This window comes from Pseudobutyrivibrio sp. UC1225 (assembly GCF_900115215.1).
Lineage (GTDB): Bacteria > Bacillota > Clostridia > Lachnospirales > Lachnospiraceae > Pseudobutyrivibrio.
This window is the reverse complement of sequence record NZ_FOVQ01000001.1, coordinates 18,101-35,581: the sequence shown is the minus strand read 5'-3', so window position 1 is coordinate 35,581 and position 17,481 is coordinate 18,101. Positions and strand designations below refer to the sequence as shown.

Annotated in this window: 18 protein-coding genes; 1 reads left to right on the top strand and 17 read right to left on the bottom strand. The window is 39.6% G+C overall.

Features of this window, described 5'->3' with window-relative positions; genetic code table 11:
- Positions 1 to 106: 106 nt before the first annotated feature.
- The 10 genes from tgt to mtaB all read right to left on the bottom strand — a co-directional run bounded on the left by tgt (position 107) and on the right by mtaB (position 9,423).
- The gene (gene tgt / locus BMZ41_RS00175; protein ID WP_090526276.1) at positions 107 to 1,243 is read right to left on the bottom strand and encodes a tRNA guanosine(34) transglycosylase Tgt; all 1,137 of its coding nucleotides are present in this window, start codon (positions 1,241 to 1,243) and stop codon (positions 107 to 109) included.
- Positions 1,240 to 2,334, bottom strand: a complete 1,095-nt coding sequence (gene aroC, locus BMZ41_RS00170; RefSeq protein WP_090170637.1) for a chorismate synthase — start codon at positions 2,332 to 2,334, stop codon at positions 1,240 to 1,242. Before aroC ends, tgt begins: the two co-directional genes overlap by 4 nt.
- 72 nt (positions 2,335 to 2,406) lie before the next feature.
- Positions 2,407 to 3,459, bottom strand: a complete 1,053-nt coding sequence (locus tag BMZ41_RS00165; protein ID WP_090170633.1) for a lactonase family protein — start codon at positions 3,457 to 3,459, stop codon at positions 2,407 to 2,409.
- Positions 3,460 to 3,479: 20 nt separating this feature from the next.
- The gene (locus tag BMZ41_RS00160) at positions 3,480 to 4,709 is read right to left on the bottom strand and encodes a peptidase U32 family protein (RefSeq protein WP_090170632.1); all 1,230 of its coding nucleotides are present in this window, start codon (positions 4,707 to 4,709) and stop codon (positions 3,480 to 3,482) included.
- On the bottom strand, positions 4,706 to 5,353 hold the full coding sequence (locus BMZ41_RS00155) for an O-methyltransferase (protein ID WP_090526275.1): 648 nt from the start codon (positions 5,351 to 5,353) through the stop codon (positions 4,706 to 4,708). Before BMZ41_RS00155 ends, BMZ41_RS00160 begins: the two co-directional genes overlap by 4 nt.
- 1 nt (position 5,354) lies before the next feature.
- A complete protein-coding gene (locus BMZ41_RS00150) occupies positions 5,355 to 7,031 on the bottom strand; it encodes a ribonuclease J (RefSeq protein ID WP_090170628.1) in 1,677 nt (558 codons plus the stop codon).
- Positions 7,032 to 7,071: 40 nt separating this feature from the next.
- On the bottom strand, positions 7,072 to 7,335 hold the full coding sequence (locus tag BMZ41_RS00145) for a DUF1292 domain-containing protein (RefSeq protein WP_090170625.1): 264 nt from the start codon (positions 7,333 to 7,335) through the stop codon (positions 7,072 to 7,074).
- A 2-nt stretch (positions 7,336 to 7,337) separates the two neighbouring features.
- Entirely contained in the window at positions 7,338 to 7,763 is a 426-nt protein-coding gene (gene ruvX, locus BMZ41_RS00140) for a Holliday junction resolvase RuvX (protein WP_090170617.1), read from the bottom strand.
- On the bottom strand, positions 7,763 to 8,029 hold the full coding sequence (locus BMZ41_RS00135; protein ID WP_028247913.1) for an IreB family regulatory phosphoprotein: 267 nt from the start codon (positions 8,027 to 8,029) through the stop codon (positions 7,763 to 7,765). Before BMZ41_RS00135 ends, ruvX begins: the two co-directional genes overlap by 1 nt.
- A 68-nt stretch (positions 8,030 to 8,097) precedes the next feature.
- Positions 8,098 to 9,423: a tRNA (N(6)-L-threonylcarbamoyladenosine(37)-C(2))-methylthiotransferase MtaB gene (gene mtaB / locus BMZ41_RS00130; protein WP_090526273.1), complete on the bottom strand. Its 1,326-nt coding sequence runs from the start codon at positions 9,421 to 9,423 to the stop codon at positions 8,098 to 8,100.
- Positions 9,424 to 9,542: 119 nt separating this feature from the next.
- Between mtaB and BMZ41_RS00125 the strand changes: the two genes are divergently transcribed.
- Positions 9,543 to 9,773, top strand: coding sequence for an HPr family phosphocarrier protein (locus BMZ41_RS00125; protein WP_015549566.1), 231 nt, complete (start codon positions 9,543 to 9,545; stop codon positions 9,771 to 9,773).
- 62 nt (positions 9,774 to 9,835) lie between these two features.
- Here BMZ41_RS00125 and thiI read toward each other — a convergent pair whose 3' ends face one another.
- The 7 genes from thiI to BMZ41_RS00090 all read right to left on the bottom strand — a co-directional run bounded on the left by thiI (position 9,836) and on the right by BMZ41_RS00090 (position 17,475).
- On the bottom strand, positions 9,836 to 11,017 hold the full coding sequence (gene thiI / locus BMZ41_RS00120; protein ID WP_090170610.1) for a tRNA uracil 4-sulfurtransferase ThiI: 1,182 nt from the start codon (positions 11,015 to 11,017) through the stop codon (positions 9,836 to 9,838).
- A gap of 22 nt (positions 11,018 to 11,039) precedes the next feature.
- Positions 11,040 to 12,197: a cysteine desulfurase family protein gene (locus BMZ41_RS00115; protein ID WP_090526272.1), complete on the bottom strand. Its 1,158-nt coding sequence runs from the start codon at positions 12,195 to 12,197 to the stop codon at positions 11,040 to 11,042.
- 2 nt (positions 12,198 to 12,199) lie between these two features.
- Positions 12,200 to 12,931, bottom strand: a complete 732-nt coding sequence (locus BMZ41_RS00110) for an RsmE family RNA methyltransferase (RefSeq protein ID WP_090526271.1) — start codon at positions 12,929 to 12,931, stop codon at positions 12,200 to 12,202.
- A 12-nt stretch (positions 12,932 to 12,943) separates the two neighbouring features.
- Positions 12,944 to 13,903: a 50S ribosomal protein L11 methyltransferase gene (prmA, locus tag BMZ41_RS00105; RefSeq protein WP_090526270.1), complete on the bottom strand. Its 960-nt coding sequence runs from the start codon at positions 13,901 to 13,903 to the stop codon at positions 12,944 to 12,946.
- Between the two features lie 64 nt (positions 13,904 to 13,967).
- Positions 13,968 to 14,849: a DUF2225 domain-containing protein gene (locus BMZ41_RS00100; RefSeq protein WP_090170603.1), complete on the bottom strand. Its 882-nt coding sequence runs from the start codon at positions 14,847 to 14,849 to the stop codon at positions 13,968 to 13,970.
- Between the two features lie 29 nt (positions 14,850 to 14,878).
- Positions 14,879 to 16,549, bottom strand: coding sequence for a glutamine--tRNA ligase/YqeY domain fusion protein (locus BMZ41_RS00095; protein ID WP_090526269.1), 1,671 nt, complete (start codon positions 16,547 to 16,549; stop codon positions 14,879 to 14,881).
- 35 nt (positions 16,550 to 16,584) lie between these two features.
- Complete coding sequence (locus BMZ41_RS00090; RefSeq protein WP_090526268.1) at positions 16,585 to 17,475, bottom strand: cation-translocating P-type ATPase; 891 nt, start codon at positions 17,473 to 17,475, stop codon at positions 16,585 to 16,587.
- Positions 17,476 to 17,481: the final 6 nt, after the last annotated feature.

Sequence of the window (17,481 nt, the reverse complement as noted above, 5' to 3'; positions counted from 1 at the left end):
AGTTATCCTCCTACTACGTGGCCTTTGCCACAAATCACTGACATTAATTTTATCTAAATTTTCCTTGTTAAGCAAGAAAAAAAGATTATTTAATGAAATTTTAAGATTAATTCTCTCCCTGAGCCATTGAATCAAGCTTACGTTTCTTATATGCAGCAAACTCACCTACATCAAGGGCATCTCTTATCTCTTCCATCATTGTGTTGTAGAAATAAAGATTGTGGAGAACACAAAGTCTCATTCCAAGCATTTCCTTTGCCTTAAGCAAATGACGAACATAGGCTCTTGAATAAGAACGGCAAGTAGGACATCCACAGCCTTCCTCGATTGGACGCATATCCTTCTCAAACTTCTGGTTGAAAAGATTGAGCTTGCCATGATTTGTATAAACATGACCATGACGTCCATTACGACTAGGATAAACACAATCAAAGAAATCTACGCCCCTGTCTACTGCCTCTAAAATGTTTGCAGGTGTGCCAACACCCATGAGATACGTAGGCTTGTTCTGAGGAAGGTAAGGTACTACGTGATCCAAAACATCATACATCTGCTCATGACTCTCACCTACAGCAAGGCCACCAACTGCATATCCAGGCAAATCAAGCTCAGAAATAATTTTCGCATGCTCAATTCTTATATCATTGAAAACAGCACCCTGATTAATACCAAAAAGAAGTTGCTCTTTATTGATTGTGTTCTCAAGACTATTAAGACGAGCCATCTCCTCCTTGCAACGATAAAGCCATCTGGTAGTACGTGCAACAGAATCCTCTACGTATTTACGTTCTGCAAGTGCTGGTGGACACTCATCAAAGGCCATTGCAATTGTAGAACCCAGATTAGACTGAATCTGCATAGATTCCTCTGGTCCCATGAAAATCTTGCGACCATCAATATGAGAATTAAAGGTAACGCCCTCTTCCTTAATCTTTCTGATTCCTGCTAAAGAGAATACCTGAAATCCGCCTGAATCAGTAAGGATTGGTCTATCCCAATTCATAAACTTGTGAAGACCACCAAGCTCCTTAATAAGCTTATCTCCAGTTCTAACATGAAGATGGTAAGTATTAGAAAGCTCAACCTGACATTTAATCTCACGCAAATCATCTGTAGAAACAGCACCCTTAATGGCTGCAACTGTTCCGACGTTCATAAACACAGGCGTCTCAATAACACCATGAACAGTGTGAAAACGTCCCCTTTTTGCTCTTCCCTCTGTCTTTAATAACTCGTACTTCAACTCTTATAAAACTCCTTAATATAATCAACTCTGTCAGTCATATGACTAAGCAAAGCATCACAAACTGTAATCGCACACATTGCCTCAACAACTACAACTGCTCTAGGAACAATTATAGGATCGTGGCGACCGTGAATCTCAATGTCTACCTCTTCTCCAGCTTCATTAACTGTATGCTGTGTCTTAGAAATAGATGGTGTAGGCTTTATAGCGGCTCTTAAGATGATATCGTCGCCATCGGAAATACCACCGATTATACCGCCACTGTGATTAGTAACCTTAACTACCTTTTCATTGTTTAATTCAAACTCATCGTTATTTAAACTTCCGACATTTTTGGAGGCCTTAAATCCATCACCAATCTCAACACCCTTAACAGCGCCGATTGAAACAACAGCCTGAGCAAGCTTTGCATCAAGCTTTTCAAATACTGGGTCTCCAATTCCGGCAGGAACACCTGTGATAACACATTCGATAACACCACCAGCACTATCGTTGTTAAGCATACATGCTGCCAGGTAATCAGCAGCTTCATCCGCAGCCTTTGAATCTGGCATGGCAAGCGGATTCTGGTCTCTATAGCCTAATTCAAAATCGGAAATAACAATATCTCCAATTGATTTCGTATATGCGAATACTTCTATTCCAAGCTCTCTTAAAAGCTTTGCACAAATTGCTCCTGCAGCAACTCGTCCAATAGTTTCTCTTCCAGAGGAACGTCCGCCTCCTCGGTAATCTCTTCTTCCAAATTTCTCATGGAAACCAAAATCAGCATGACCAGGTCTGTAAGTAGTAGCGATGTCACCGTAATCCTTAGACTGCTGATCTTTGTTTCTAACCATAAGCGAAATCGGAGTGCCTGTGGTACGACCTTCAAATACTCCCGAAAGAATCTCCACCTCATCACTTTCAGCACGTGCTGTAGTGAATTTTGACTGCCCTGGCTTTCTTCTATCCAAATACATCTGAATATCTGCAGCACAAAGCTTAAGACCAGCTGGAAAACCATCTATAACAACTCCAAGAGCTGCTCCGTGGGATTCTCCCCAAGTAGTGATTGAAATTCTATTACCAAATGTTGAACCTGCCATAATGATGCCCTCCTAAAAAGAAACCCTATATAGTAAAGAAAGGGGCTGCGCTTAACAGCCCCCGAACCACTCTTATTTAATCTTTACAACTATAATACTGTTTGGCTTAGCAATTTTGATTGGTGGATTCTGCATGAGAGAATGACCAGTCTTTTTATCAATTGTAAAGCTTCTGATTTCGTTTGTATCGTGATTGAGTGAAACGAAATATTTGTCCTTTGGAAGAACTGCAAAGCTCTTTGGATAATCACCACTGATAAAGTTGTGTGAGAAATATTCAATCTTTCCAGATCTAACATTTCTCTCGTACATGCAAACAGCATTAAGGCCATCTACGCTGGCGTATAAATATTTATCATCATCGCCAAACTTAACATTAGTTCCTGTAGAGATTTCCTCATCAACACCAACAAGTAATGATACTGTCTGGATGTTCTCGAAATCAGGACGATCTCCGATGATATGATAATCATAAACGAGAATCTCGTTTGACATCTCTGTGATAACGTAAGCATACTTTCCATCATGAGAGAACTTCATCTTAAGTGGAGCTGAACCCATTGGACATCTAACGATATCTGCAAGACGAAGCTTGCCTTCCTCATAATCTACCTCGTAGATTTTGATCTGATGAAGACCATTCTCAACAACGCAAAGGTACTTCTCCTCTGGTGTAAGCTCTACGCATGTACAGTGTGGATATAAAGGTCTGTCAGCAACTGACTTACCAATACCCTGGTGGAAAATACCATCAGCGATACCGCCAATGCTTCCATCCTCGTTAAGTTTCATCATTGTAACACGACCATCATGATAGCCTGCTACGAATAAATATCTGTTCTGAGAATCAACGCAGAGATTGCAGCCACGCATGCCTCCAACCCACTCCTGATTCATTTTCTCAAGGTCACCGTTCTCAAGAATCTTGAAAGCTGCAACACCTTCATCTGCAATCGAATAAAGGAATTTATTATCATGAGAATTAATAATATCCGAAGGATTATTAATTGGAGCAACGCTCTGCTCAGTAAGCAATCCTGTGTCAGGATTTACATCATAAACATAGATACCAACGCTTGTCTCGTGTGTATAGGTACCCACATAAGCAACATATTTTTCTGCCATTGTATTCTCCTTGTTTTAACTTATGCTTCTTCTTTTCTTCTAAGAATGTCGAACTCATCTGGTGTAGTGCTAAGCTTAATAAAGAGCTTCTGCTTTGGATGTGGACAACTCTCCATATCCTCACCATCTTCATTCTTAATTCCTAATACTTCTACTTCTACATTATCTCCGTTTGGCTTCATAATTTCAATAGTTTCGCCAACTGAAAATTTATTTCTCTGTTCAATCTCCACAAAGCCCTCACTATCAGGAGCTCCGCAGATACCGAGATATGTGTATCCAATATTGTAGGTATTATTATCATAAATCTGAGATTCCTCAGATGGTTTTCCATAATAGAAACCTGTTGTAAACTGACGATAAGTGCAGGCTGAAATCTGATCCTTATACCAGTCCATATTTGCCTCGTATTTCTCAGGTGATTCTTTGTAATCATCAATCGCTTTACGATATGTACGAGCAACAGTTGCAACATAAAGAGCAGTCTTCATACGACCTTCAATCTTAAAGCTGTCGATACCAGCATCAATTAAGTCAGGAATATGCTCAATCATACATAAGTCCTTTGAATTGAAGATGTAAGTTCCTCTCTCATTCTCATATACAGGGAAATACTCTCCTGGACGTTGCTCTTCAACAACAGCATACTTCCATCTGCAAGGATGTGTGCAAGCACCCTGATTTGCATCTCTACCTGTAAAATAGTTTGAAAGAAGGCATCTGCCTGAATACGAAATGCACATTGCGCCATGAATGAAAGATTCAATCTCTAAATCATCAGGAATGTTCGCTCTTATCTCTTTGATTTCGGCAAGTGAAAGCTCTCTGGCTGAAACAACTCTTGATGCACCTAAATCGTACCAGAACTTATAGGTACCATAGTTTGTGTTGTTGGCCTGTGTGCTGACATGACGCTCGATTTCAGGACAAATCTCTTTTGCCATCATAAAGATTGCTGGATCTGCAATAATAAGAGCATCAGGACCAATTTCCTTAAGTTCCTTTAAATACTCTCTAACGCCTTCAAGGTCATTATTATGAGCCAAAATATTAACAGTAACGTGAACCTTTACACCATGATCATGGGCAAACTTTACGCCCTCAATCATATCTTCCTTAGAAAAATTCTTTGCCTTAGCTCTAAGACCAAAAACTTCTCCACCAATAAAAACTGCATCTGCTCCGTAAATAACAGCAACCTTAAGTACCTCAAGACTGCTTGCAGGAACTAATAATTCTGTATTTCTCATTTCTTTCCTTTCACGCTGATACTAACGCCATCTCCCAAAGGAAGAATCGTAGTAGTAAAACCTTCATCGTGAGTCAACTCATAGAGATAATCTCTCATTCGCTTGTGTATAGTACGATTACGTCTTGTAATAGCGTACCTGGACTCAATTATATCCCCATCCTGTAATACATTATCAGTAACAATCAAACCATCATCGGCTATAAGTCTTTTAATCTCTGGCCAGAAATTAATGTACTGACCTTTTGCCGCATCCATAAAAATGAAATCATATGGTCCCTCAAGAGTAGGAAGAATCTCCATGGCATCTCCCTCTAAAAGAGTGATTTGCTTGTCTCTTCCTGTTCTCTTAAAATTCGCATTTGCGATAGGAATGCGAGGCTCATAATTCTCGATGGTGGTAATAGTAGCATCATCTCCTGCCGCTTCCGCAATTACGTTAGCAGAAAAACCAACGGCAGCTCCAACCTCTAAGATTCTTTTTGGTTTGTTCATCTTAACAAGAAGCTGAAGTAAATTAACGGTCTCCGGTCTAATAATTGGAACGAAGGTTTCTATTGCTTCTTTTTGAATCTCCTTTAAAACAGGGCTAAGCTCTGGATAAAGGCTGTTCAAATAAGTGGTATATCTCTCATCAACTATCATTTTATACTTCCATAATGATTGGAATAATCATTGGACGTCTCTGAGTCTCATGCCATACGAAATCAGAAAGGTTGTCCCTGATATCTGACTTAATCTTGTTCCAATCTGTAATATTCTTTTCCTCAAGAACCTCCATAGTCTCTGCAAGGACTGCACGAGCGCTTTCCATAAGATCCTCAGAATCTCTAACATAAACGAAACCGCGGGATACAATATCAGGACCAGCAAGAACTGTACCTGATGCGCTGTCTAAGGTAAGAACAACGATAATGATTCCATCCTCAGCAAGCTTCTGTCTGTCACGAAGTACGATGTTTCCAACATCACCTACACCAATACCATCAACCATGATAGCTCCAGTGTGAACATGTCCTGTAATCTTAGAGTAATTATCTCCAAGCTCTAACACATCACCTGAACGGATAATCTTAATGTGGTCATGATCCCAACCAAGGGACTCAGCAATACGAGCCTGAGCTGTAAGATGCTTGAACTCACCATGGACTGGAATAGAGAACTGTGGGCGTACAAGAGAATAAATAAGCTTAATTTCCTCTGCACAGGCATGTCCTGAAACGTGAACATCCTGCATAACAATCTGTGCGCCACGCATTGTTAAATCGTTAATAACATTTGAAACGGCCTTCTCATTACCAGGAATTGGGTGAGATGAAAATACAATCATATCACCTGGCTTAATCTGTACTTTCTTGTGAGTACCATTTGCCATTCTTGAAAGAGCTGCCATAGACTCACCCTGAGAACCTGTTGTAACAAGTACAATCTTCTCATCTGGGTATGCCTTAAGTGATTCGATATCAATGAGTGTATTGTCTGGAATGTGAAGGTAGCCAAGCTTTTGGGCTGTATCAATAGTATTAACCATTGAACGGCCTTCCACACAAACCTTACGTCCATATTTATCTGCCGAATTAATAATCTGCTGAACACGATCAACGTTAGATGCAAAAGTAGCAATAATAATACGGCTTGTTGTGTTGTCAGCAAAAATTGAATCGATAGTCTTACCAACTGTCTTTTCTGAAGCTGTAAAGCCTGGGCGCTCAGCATTTGTACTGTCACACATGAGCGCAAGAACACCCTTCTTGCCGATTTCACCGAGACGCTGTAAGTCGATTGGATCACCGTAAACAGGTGTGTAATCAACCTTGAAATCGCCTGTATGCACAACAATACCTGCTGGTGAATAAATAGCAAGTGCAGCTGCATCTTGAATACTATGATTTGTACGGATGAACTCTACTCTGAATTCACCTGCATTGATATGAGTGCCGTACTTAACAACCTTACGCTTAACCTTTGTGAGCATCTTGTGCTCCTCAAGCTTATGCTCGATAAGACCATTAGTAAGCTTAGTTGAATAAATAGGGCATACATTAAGCTCCTTAAAAACATAAGGAATCGCCCCAATGTGGTCCTCGTGACCATGGGTAATAAAGAATCCCTTTAGCTTATCCTGATTGTCTTTCAGATATGATATATCTGGAATAACCAGATCCACGCCCAACATATCATCCTCAGGAAATGAAAGTCCGCAATCCACAACAATAATACTGTCTCCATACTCGAAAGCAGTAATATTCATGCCGATTTGCTCAAGACCGCCAAGTGGAATAATCTTCAGCCTTTCAGCCTTCTGTTCAGTTTTCTTCTTCAAAAAAATAACCTCCTATTTCAAATCAAATAATAATCGTTCATTACATTTCAAGGTCGGCTTCGTCGCCAACTAATTCATCAAAAAGCTTGGCTACAGCATCAAACTCAACGTCGTCCTCTACAAACTCGTAGACAACATCGTCGCCTTCTACTGAAACCTCTTTTAAAATATAAGCGTCTGAGTCTTCCTCCTCATTGTCGCTTTCACATACTAATAAATATTTGATGCCTGATAACTGAGTCTCCTCAACAACAAATAATTTAATCTGATTACCATCTTCATCTGGCAAATAAATTGGTTCCATAATTAACTCCTATAATTATCCAAATAATCCTGTAAAATTATCGCCGCAGCAATCTGGTCGATTACTTTCTTGCGGTCCTTTTTCGCTACGCCTGATTCCTCAAGAATCTCATCCGCATATACGGTAGTGAGACGCTCATCAACGAGCTCTATCGGAATAGTAACTCTCTTTTCTAATAACTTTTTAAATTCAAGGGTATCTTCACAGCGGAACCCCTCAGTGTCGTCCATATTACGAGGATATCCTAATACAATCTTTTCTACCTGATACTCTTCGCAGATTTCCTTGATTCTAACTAACGTATGTCGAAGTGCACTGGCTCTTTCACGGGTGATTGTCTCAAATTCCTGCGCAGTCAAAAGTAAAGGGTCACTAATAGCGACCCCAACTGTTTTCGTCCCATAATCAAGACCAAGAATCCTGCTCATTATTTACTCCAGCTTTCACTAGCTATATATTCCTTAAGAAGCTCCTCTACGAGCTCATCACGTTCTACTTTCATAATAAGACTTCGTGCATTATTGTGACTGGTAATGTACGTAGGGTCTCCTGACATAATATATCCCACTATCTGATTCACAGGATTATAGCCCTTCTCCGAAAGTGCACTATATACCTGCTCGAGAACCTCTTTTACACCAACAGGATTTTCCTTCTGAACCTTAAAGTATTGTGTGTTACTTAACTCTGCCATATCTACCTCGTCTCTCAAAACCGTACCACAATAAAAACTATTTCAAGTTAATTGTAATATACAAACCTTTAAATTTCAACAATCAAGTATTGCTTATCCTTTGATAAAACAGTACCCTTTGCCACTAAAATCTGGTTTGTATAGTCCTTTGAATCCTCTGCTAAAATAGCACATTTAATGTACTCACGAGAGAATCCGATGAAGTATTCCTTACCATCAATTACCGCTTTTTCCTCAAAGAGAATATCAAGGTCTTTTCCGATAAAGGATTTTCTGTAAGCCTCTGTTGTTTCATTTCCAATAGAGATAAGCTTTGCACTTCTCTCCTTTTTTACAGCATTTGTAAGCTGACCTGACATTGTAGCAGCCTTAGTGCCTTTTCTCTTTGAATACGCAAATACGTGAAGCTCATAAAAAGCTATTTCCTTAACGTAATTTGCTGTAATATCAAATTCTTCTTCTGTTTCACCTGGGAAACCTACGATTATGTCAGTTGTAATAGCTGGATTATCGAAATACTTCCTAAGAATTTCTACTCCCCTAGTATACTCTTCAATTGTGTATTTTCTGTTCATTCGAACTAGAACAGAGTCACAACCTGACTGAAGAGAAAGATGAAAATGAGGACACATTTTGGAGAGAGCCGAAACTCTCTTTGCGAAATTCTCTGTAACGATCTGTGGCTCCAAAGAACCAAGACGAATACGTTCTACGCCGTCAATATTCTGAATAGCCTCCAACAAATCAGCAAGATTATAATCTGTGCCGCTTCCATAAGAGCTGAGGTGAATACCAGTAATGACAACTTCCTTGTAGCCATTTGCTGCAAGACCTGTAACCTCTTCTACAACATCATCGATGTCACGGCTTCTGATTCGACCTCTTGCAAAAGGAATGATGCAGTAACTACAAAACTGGTTGCAACCATCCTGTACTTTAACAAAGGCTCTGGTATGCTCTGAATCCTTTTCGATGTGCATATTTTCGTAAGAAACATTGCCATCATTTATATCAATCCAGTCCATAATTGGGCCATCGTTAGAATCTAAATTTCCAAAATAATCATGTATTCTTTCAACTAACTCATTCTTTTTGTTATTTCCAAGAATGATATCAGCACCAAGCTCATCAGCTACCTCGTTACCAAAGTTCTGAACATAACAGCCAGCAGCAACTACGCATGCATCTGGGTTGAGCTTTTTACATTTATGAATCATCTGGCGAGATTTTCTGTCAGCTATATTAGTAACTGAACATGTATTAATAACATACACATCAGCAATTTCATCAAATCCTACTATCGTAAATCCGTCTTTTTTGAGAAGCTCTTCCATGGCTTCTGTCTCATATGCGTTTACCTTACAACCAAGGTTGTGTAAAGCAGCTTTTTTCATTGTATTAAAAACCTTTCTGAATCATGTAAAAATCTAAGAGTTTGTTGACTTTTAGGCACCATTGCTATAGTATAAAAGCTGTATTCAAACATATTTTCACGGAGGAGGCACATAAGGAAATGAAAACAGTTCAAATTTCTCTTAATTCAATCGACAAGGTAAAGTCATTTGTAAATACTATTAGCCAGTTCGATTATGACTTTGATCTTGTTAGCGGACGTTATGTGATTGATGCTAAGTCTATCATGGGAATTTTCTCTCTTGATCTTTCTAAGCCAATCGATCTTACTGTTCACGCTGATGGCGATGCAGAAGATGTAATGTCTACATTAAAGGATTATATCGTTTAATCCTTTTTAACTTGAAAGAGTAATTCTAAAGACCAGACTTATGTCTGGCCTTTTTTATTGCTTTATTTTACTTTGATAATCTCTACTGACTCGATTGCCTGCTTCATAAGCTCATCAATCTTCTCGTCAAGATTGTGCTCGTGCTTCTCAATAGCCTCAAGCTTTGGCTTTGTAACAGGATGCTTTGCTACGAAAATTGTACAGCAATCCTCGTAAGGCAAGATTGAAGTCTCGTATGTATCAATCTTCTCAGAAATATCTACAATATCCTGCTTATCAAAAGCGATAAGTGGACGGTAAACAGGAAGTGAACATACAGCGTTTGTGCAGTTAAGTGACTGCATTGTCTGAGATGCTACCTGTCCAATAGACTCGCCTGTAACAAGTCCGAGGCAGTCATTCTCTTTAGCAAAATGCTCTGCTATTCTCATCATGTAACGACGCATAATGATAGTAAGCTCATCATGAGCGCACTGCTGATAAATATAGAGCTGAATATCTGTAAAGTTTACAATATGTAAATCGATAGGACCTGAATATTTTGCTACAAGCTTTGCAAGGTCAACAACCTTCTGCTTTGCCTGCTCTGATGTATAAGGTGGCGCATGGAAATATGTAGCTGAAAGTGTAACACCACGCTTTGAAATCATATAACCAGCAACTGGTGAATCGATACCACCAGAAAGAAGAAGCATGGCTTTTCCTGCTGTACCAACAGGCATTCCACATGGTCCTGGAATCTCTGTAGAGTAAATAGCAATATTCTCACGAACCTCTACATAGATAATCTTATCTGGATTATGTACATCTACATGCATCTCTGGGAATGCATCAAGAAGACGTGCTCCAACCTCAGCAGCAACCTCCATAGATGTCATAGGATACTGCTTATTTGCACGACGTCCCATAACCTTGAAGCTGAAATTCTTATCCTCGAACTCTTCCTCAACGTACTTTACAACAGCGTCTGCAAGAGCATCAAAGCCCTCATCTGGAACAACTACTGTTGGACAGATTGCGCTGATACCGAATACATGCTGAAGAGCCTTAACAGCCTCATCATAATCATAATCGCCTTCAACAGAGATGAAGATACGACCACTCTGCTTCTTAACGATAAATTTGCCATCAACCTCATAAAGAGATCTCTTAATCTGGCGTACAAGGGCGTCCTCAAAGATATAGCGATTCTTTCCCTTTACACCGATTTCTGAATACTTAATTAAAAATGCCTGGTATGTCATAATAACCTTTCTTGTATAAAAACTATAGTTGCATCATTGGTACTAATTCTGTAAGAGCTTTAATAGCTGTCTCCACTTCTTCCATTGTATTTTCTGGGCAGAAGCTGAAACGGATTGTTCGCTCTAATAAATCTTTTTCAAGTCCGATTGATTTTAATGTCTCACTGATTGCTGGCTTATTTGATGAACATGCAGAACCAGCTGATACGTATATACCATAATTATCCTGAAGAGCATTTAAAATAACCTGGGCTCTTGTGCGGTTTCCTTTGATAGAAACACTGACAATCTGAGGAGCACTGTTCTCATCAAGGTGACCATTTACTGATACACCCTCAATTGCAGAAACTCCTTCGATTAGACGATGTCTCATAGCATACAATCGTTTTTGATTCTCGTCAAGGTTTTCGTAGGCTTTTTTAGCTGCCATGCCAAGAGCTGCAATAGCAGGAACATTCTCTGTACCTGAGCGCATGCCTCTCTCATGACCGCCGCCGAGAATCTGAGGAACCATAATATTGTAGATTGCCTCATTAATATATATAAATCCAGAACCCTTAGGTCCGTGAATCTTATGTCCGCTGACTGTAAGAAGGTCAATTCCCATCTTCTTTGGCTGAATAGCAAGCTTTCCGAAAGCCTGAATAGCATCCACATGGAAAAGGATTTCTTTATTGAAGCTCTTAATAATCTTAGAAGCTTCCTCTATTGGCTGAAGTGCACCAATCTCATTGTTTACCATCATAATAGAAACAAAGATAGTGTCTTCACGGATTGCTGCCTTTAATTCCTCGAGACTGATAACGCCATACTCATCTGTGCCAAGATAGGTAACTTCGAAGCCTTCTTTCTTTTCAAGATACTTAATTGGGTTAAGCACTGATGCGTGCTCAATCTTTGTAGTGATGATGTGATTGCCACGGCGTTTCTTTGCTGCAACGCCGCCCTTTATAGCTAAGTTATTACTTTCAGTACCACCTGAAGTAAAATAAATTTCCTTTGGCTGAGCCTTTAAGATGCCAGCGATTATTTCTCTGGATTCTTTTAAATAATCCTTACCTTTTGCTCCCATCCCGTGGAGAGATGAAGGATTTCCAAAATCCTCTAAAAGGCATTTATTCATTAAAGCAACTGCGTCTTCATCGCATTTAGTAGTAGCTGAGTTGTCAAAATATATCATTTCTAAAATTCCTCACATTTAAGCATCAACATACTGAGTGAGCATATTGCTGCTGTATCCGTTCTAAGTATTCGGTGGCCCAAAGAAATCAGCTTAACGCTTCCTTCAACCATTTCTATCTCATTTGGAGCAAAGCCTCCTTCAGGTCCAATAAATACGCCAATGCTCTGTCCTTTCTTTAATTCTGAAAGACAGTCATATGTATCCTTCATTCCATTCTTACTCTCAAAAGGAAGTAACAACACATCAAGAGACTTGGCATATTCAAATGCCTCCTTGAAGGTCATAACGGAATGAATATTAGGGATGATAGAGCGCTTTGACTGTTCTGCCGCAGATTTGGCTATTGCCTGATAACGCTCTACTTTGGATTTCTTCTTTTTATCATCCAGCTTCACGATGCAGTTTTTCATCTCCACTGGGATAATTTCGTAGGCACCAAGCTCCACGCATTTTTCGATGATAGTCTCCATTCTATCACCCTTTGGGAGAGCCTGAAAGAGATAAATCTTGTTTGGAAGCTCTGTAGATGGAACCTCTTCCACAACTGTTGCTACCAAATCCTTATCTACGTAGTCCGAAACCTCACAAATGTAATTGGTACCGTCTGCTACAGAAACACGAATGCGTTCTCCGGGACGAAGACGAACTACCTTTGTAAGATGGTGTGCATCCTGACCAGTAATATTAAATTTGCCATCAATAGGCCCAGCATTTACAAATACCTGTTGCATATTAGTTCTCTTTTAATTCTTCTTTGCGGTGATGTTTACCCATTCACCCTGATGATTGATTTCTACTATCTCTAGACCAACTGCCTCAAGAGCATTCTTAACTTCATCTTCTTTGAAATTGATAATTCCAGAAGAGATGAAATATGCACCTGACTTCATTGTAGGCGGAATAGCTGGTGCCATAGCAATGATAATGTCTGCCAAAATATTAGCTACAACAACATCATACTTATCGTAACCAACCTTATCCTGCAAATCCTTATCATCAATAAGATTTCCTACATAAAAATCTCCTGCATCCTTTGAGATGTGATTAACCTCAAAGTTCTCGTATGTAGATGCAATACAGTCGTCATCTATATCTGTACCAACAAGATGGCACTTACCATCTAAAAGCTTGTTGGCAATGATTGAAAGAATTCCTGAGCCACAGCCGATATCAAGGATTTCGTCCCCAGCCTTTAAGTATTTCTTGAGCTGACGGATGCAAAGCTGTGTAGTCTCATGCTTTCCTGTTCCGAAAGAAACTCCTGGATCAATCTCAACAAAAATCTTGCCCTTATCCTCTGGAGAAATCTCTTCCCAGGTAGGCTTGATGAGAATATCATCTATATAGAAGGATTTGAAAAACTGCTTCCAGTTATTAATCCAGTCCTCCTGCTTAGTAACAGATGTATCGATTGTACCCTGACCAATATCCATAGTCTCTTTAAGCTCCTCGAGAGCTGCCTTAACCTGAAGAAGGAGTGATTCATGATCCTCTTCCTCTCCAAGATAAAAGCTCACCTTTGATAAGCCCTCATCCTCTGGAAGATCTGGCTGAAGTTCCTCGTACTCGCCGCCCTGCTTTTCTCCGGATACAGGTACATTGTTTTCAATCTCGATTGAAACAATACCAAGCTCCATAAGAGTAGCGCCAACGATATCCTCAGCTTCTGTAGTTGTATTAATGGAATATTTAATCCAATTCATAGTCTACCTCTATACATTTTAAGACCACATATCGAAATGATATGTGGTCCATAAGTCTTTATAATTATTGATTTTCTGCCGCTGCTGCTTTTTCCGCCGCAACCTTTGCTGTAATCTCGTCTTTAAGATCAACACATTTATCCTTAAGCTTTCGAGATGTGCTAGGTGACTGGATAAGTCTAGCAACAAGCTTCATGGCTGCATCATATTTCTTGTAATACATAGACATATTAGCAAGCATGAAATCTACTGCTTCGGAAGCCATTCCACAATAAGGAGGTGTCTCAGAAGAAATAGCCTTCATAAAGCCCTCATAGGCCTGACTATAAAAGCCATCGTATTCCTTCTTAATCATTTCCACTACCTTTGGATCAGCTTCTTTATTTCCTTCAAGCTCCTTTAACTGAGCACGTCTGAGCCATGCAATCTTAAGACATACATACGCCTTTTCAGACATCTTTGCCTTTTTCTTCATGGTGCAGATAAGTGCAAGCTTGAATTTTTCAATTGAATATTCGTAAGAATAAGTCTCTGGAAGCGGCTCATTTGGCTGTGGCTTAAAGCTTGGACAGAACTCTGCTCTGATAAGCTTCACACGAGCTGTATCAATCTTAGAGAAGGTGGTGTCAAGAGCCGAAAAACCGCAATTAGGGCAAGACAAGAAATCATATTTTATCTTGTCTATGTGCTCATAGTTAGGTCTCAAGTCAAAATCTGGCTCAAGTCTCTTGAGCTTTGTAGCAAGGACTGCCTTAATAGGAAATTCCTTGTCACATACAGGACAGCGAACTTTCTTGTCGATAACAAAGTCCGTCTCCTGCTTAACAACAGGTGCTGCGGCCTTTGCGCCAGCAGCGTCGCCTTTCTTTGGCTTTTCTTCTGCCAAAATATCCAGTTCCCCATCCATTGAGAAACCGAACTTTTCCATTCCAGAAAGTAAATTCATAACTCGTCCTCTTCTTTGTGAGTAAACAATTAGTTATTTGTAGGTAACTTAAAAGAACTCTTTAAAGACACGATTCTGTTAAATACTAAAGCATCTTCCTTAGAATCCTTAGCATCTACACAGAAGAATCCCTGTCTTACAAATTGAAAACTGTCGTATGCCTTTGCATCCTTTAAAGATGGCTCCACAAGACAGTTTTTAAGAACTGTAAGTGAGTTTGGATTGAGATTCAAACTACCATCTTCATTATACACTCCTTTTTCCTCGTCTACAATATTTTCGTAGAGACGAACTTCTGCATTAAGAGCAGTCTTAGCTGCAACCCAGTGGATTGTACCCTTTACCTTACGGCCATCTGGAGCATCTCCACCCTTTGTAGCTGGGTCGTATGTACAGTGAATGCAAGTAACATTGCCGTTTTCATCAGTCTCATATGAAGTACATGTAACAAAATAAGCATTCATGAGACGTACTTCATTTCCTGGATAAAGTCTGAAGTATTTCTTTGGAGGCTCAATCATGAAATCCTCTCTATCGATGTAAAGTTCCTTACCAAATGGAACCTTACGGCTACCAAGCTCAGGATTCTCAAGGTTATTTGGAGCCTCAAGCCACTCTACTTCATCACTCTCATAGTTATCAATAACAAGCTTAACTGGATCAAGGACTGCCATTACACGGCTACGGCTTGTCTTAAGATCCTCACGGATACAGTACTCAAGCATAGCATAATCAGATGATGAATTAGCCTTTGATACACCAGAAAGCTCTACGAACTTTCTTAATGACTCTGGTGTGAAGCCACGACGACGAAGAGCTGCGATAGATACTAGACGTGGATCATCCCATCCATCAACAATTCCGTCCTCAACAAGCTTCTTGATATAACGCTTACCTGTAACAACGTTTGTAAGGTACATCTTTGCGAACTCAATCTGACGAGGTGGATTAGCAAAGCCAGCTGACTTAACTACCCAGTCATAAAGAGGTCTGTGATCTTCAAACTCTAGTGTACAAATAGAATGTGTAATATTTTCGAACGCATCCTCAAGTGGATGAGCAAAATCATACATTGGATAGATGCACCACTTGTCACCTGTGTTGTGATGTGTCATATGAGCAACTCTGTAAAGGATTGGATCACGCATGTTGATGTTAGGTGAAGCCATATCAATCTTTGCACGAAGTGTGTGGCTTCCATCCTCATACTTACCGTTCTTCATATCCTCAAACATCTGAAGGTTCTCTTCGATTGAACGATTTCTGTTTGGATCTTCCTTACCTGGGTGCTCAAAATCACCACGGTACTCTCTCATTTCCTCTGCTGTAAGGTCTGAAACATAAGCAAGGCCCTTCTTGATAAGGTCAACAGCAACCTCATACATTTTATCGAAATAATTTGATGCAAAATAAAGGTGCTCGCCCCAATCTGCACCAAGCCACTGAATATCAGCCTTGATAGAATCAACGAACTCTACCTTTTCTTTTGTAGGGTTTGTGTCATCAAATCTCATGTGGAACTCGCCATTGTACTTCTTAGCAAGACCGTAATTTAAGATAATTGATTTTGCATGTCCTATATGTAAATATCCATTAGGCTCTGGAGGGAAACGTGTACAAACGTGGTCGTAAACTCCTTCCCTTAAGTCCTTATCGATCTCAAGCTCGATAAAATTTTTGCTTACTACTTCTTCACTCATTATTTATATAGTCCCTTCTATAAATTACTTTTTAATTAATGCTGAATGTGCTGGTGAGTAAATAAATGCTCACTGCAATACTCATAATTTCCATTACACTTACTGCAGAATCTGAATTCCAACTCTGGGTTTGAAATCTCAGTGCGTCCGCAAACTGCACACTTGTGACGCGCGATAGGTGTGCCATCTCTGTACTGTGTACGAGGCGGTGTGGCCTGACGTCTAAACTCAGCTCTACGATGAATGTCCTTTGGATTGTAGCGCTGGAGATTTCTGGTCATCATAAAGAAAATAAACCAGTTTAAAAGCGATGCAATAATAGGCATAGCTGCAAATAAATAGCCTGCCATAAGATAGCTGACGATTGAATATCCAACTATAACAAGATAGAAAATCGACATCCATTTCATCTTCACTGGAATGATGAAATATAACATAACCTGCATATCTGGAAAACAAGTAGAAAATGCAAGGAATATAGATAAGTTAATGTAATAAGTGCTGATAAACTGGCCAATTGGTACTGTAGGCCCATAAATGGCATATGTAATAAAAGCACCTATTATTGTAAAGAGCATTCCTCCAAAAATGTAAACATTAAAACGGAAGGACCCCCATGTGTTTTCAAGGCTTGATCCCAGCTGATAATACAGCATAAACATGATAATAGCCCAAATAAAGGAAGTGTCTGGTGGAATAATAATCCATGACACTAGTCTCCAAATCTGGCCTCTAAGAATATAGTGTGGCTCCAATGTCAAATAGTTGAGATATGGAACCCCTGTATACTTCTGACCAAACTGAAGCAAATATCCAATCACATAGCCAATAAGCAAGTAAACTATGAGATTTGGAATGGCATATTTACCAAATTTTTTTTCTAATTTATCTAGCAATGTAAACCTCCGCAATTTATATTTAGACATAATAAT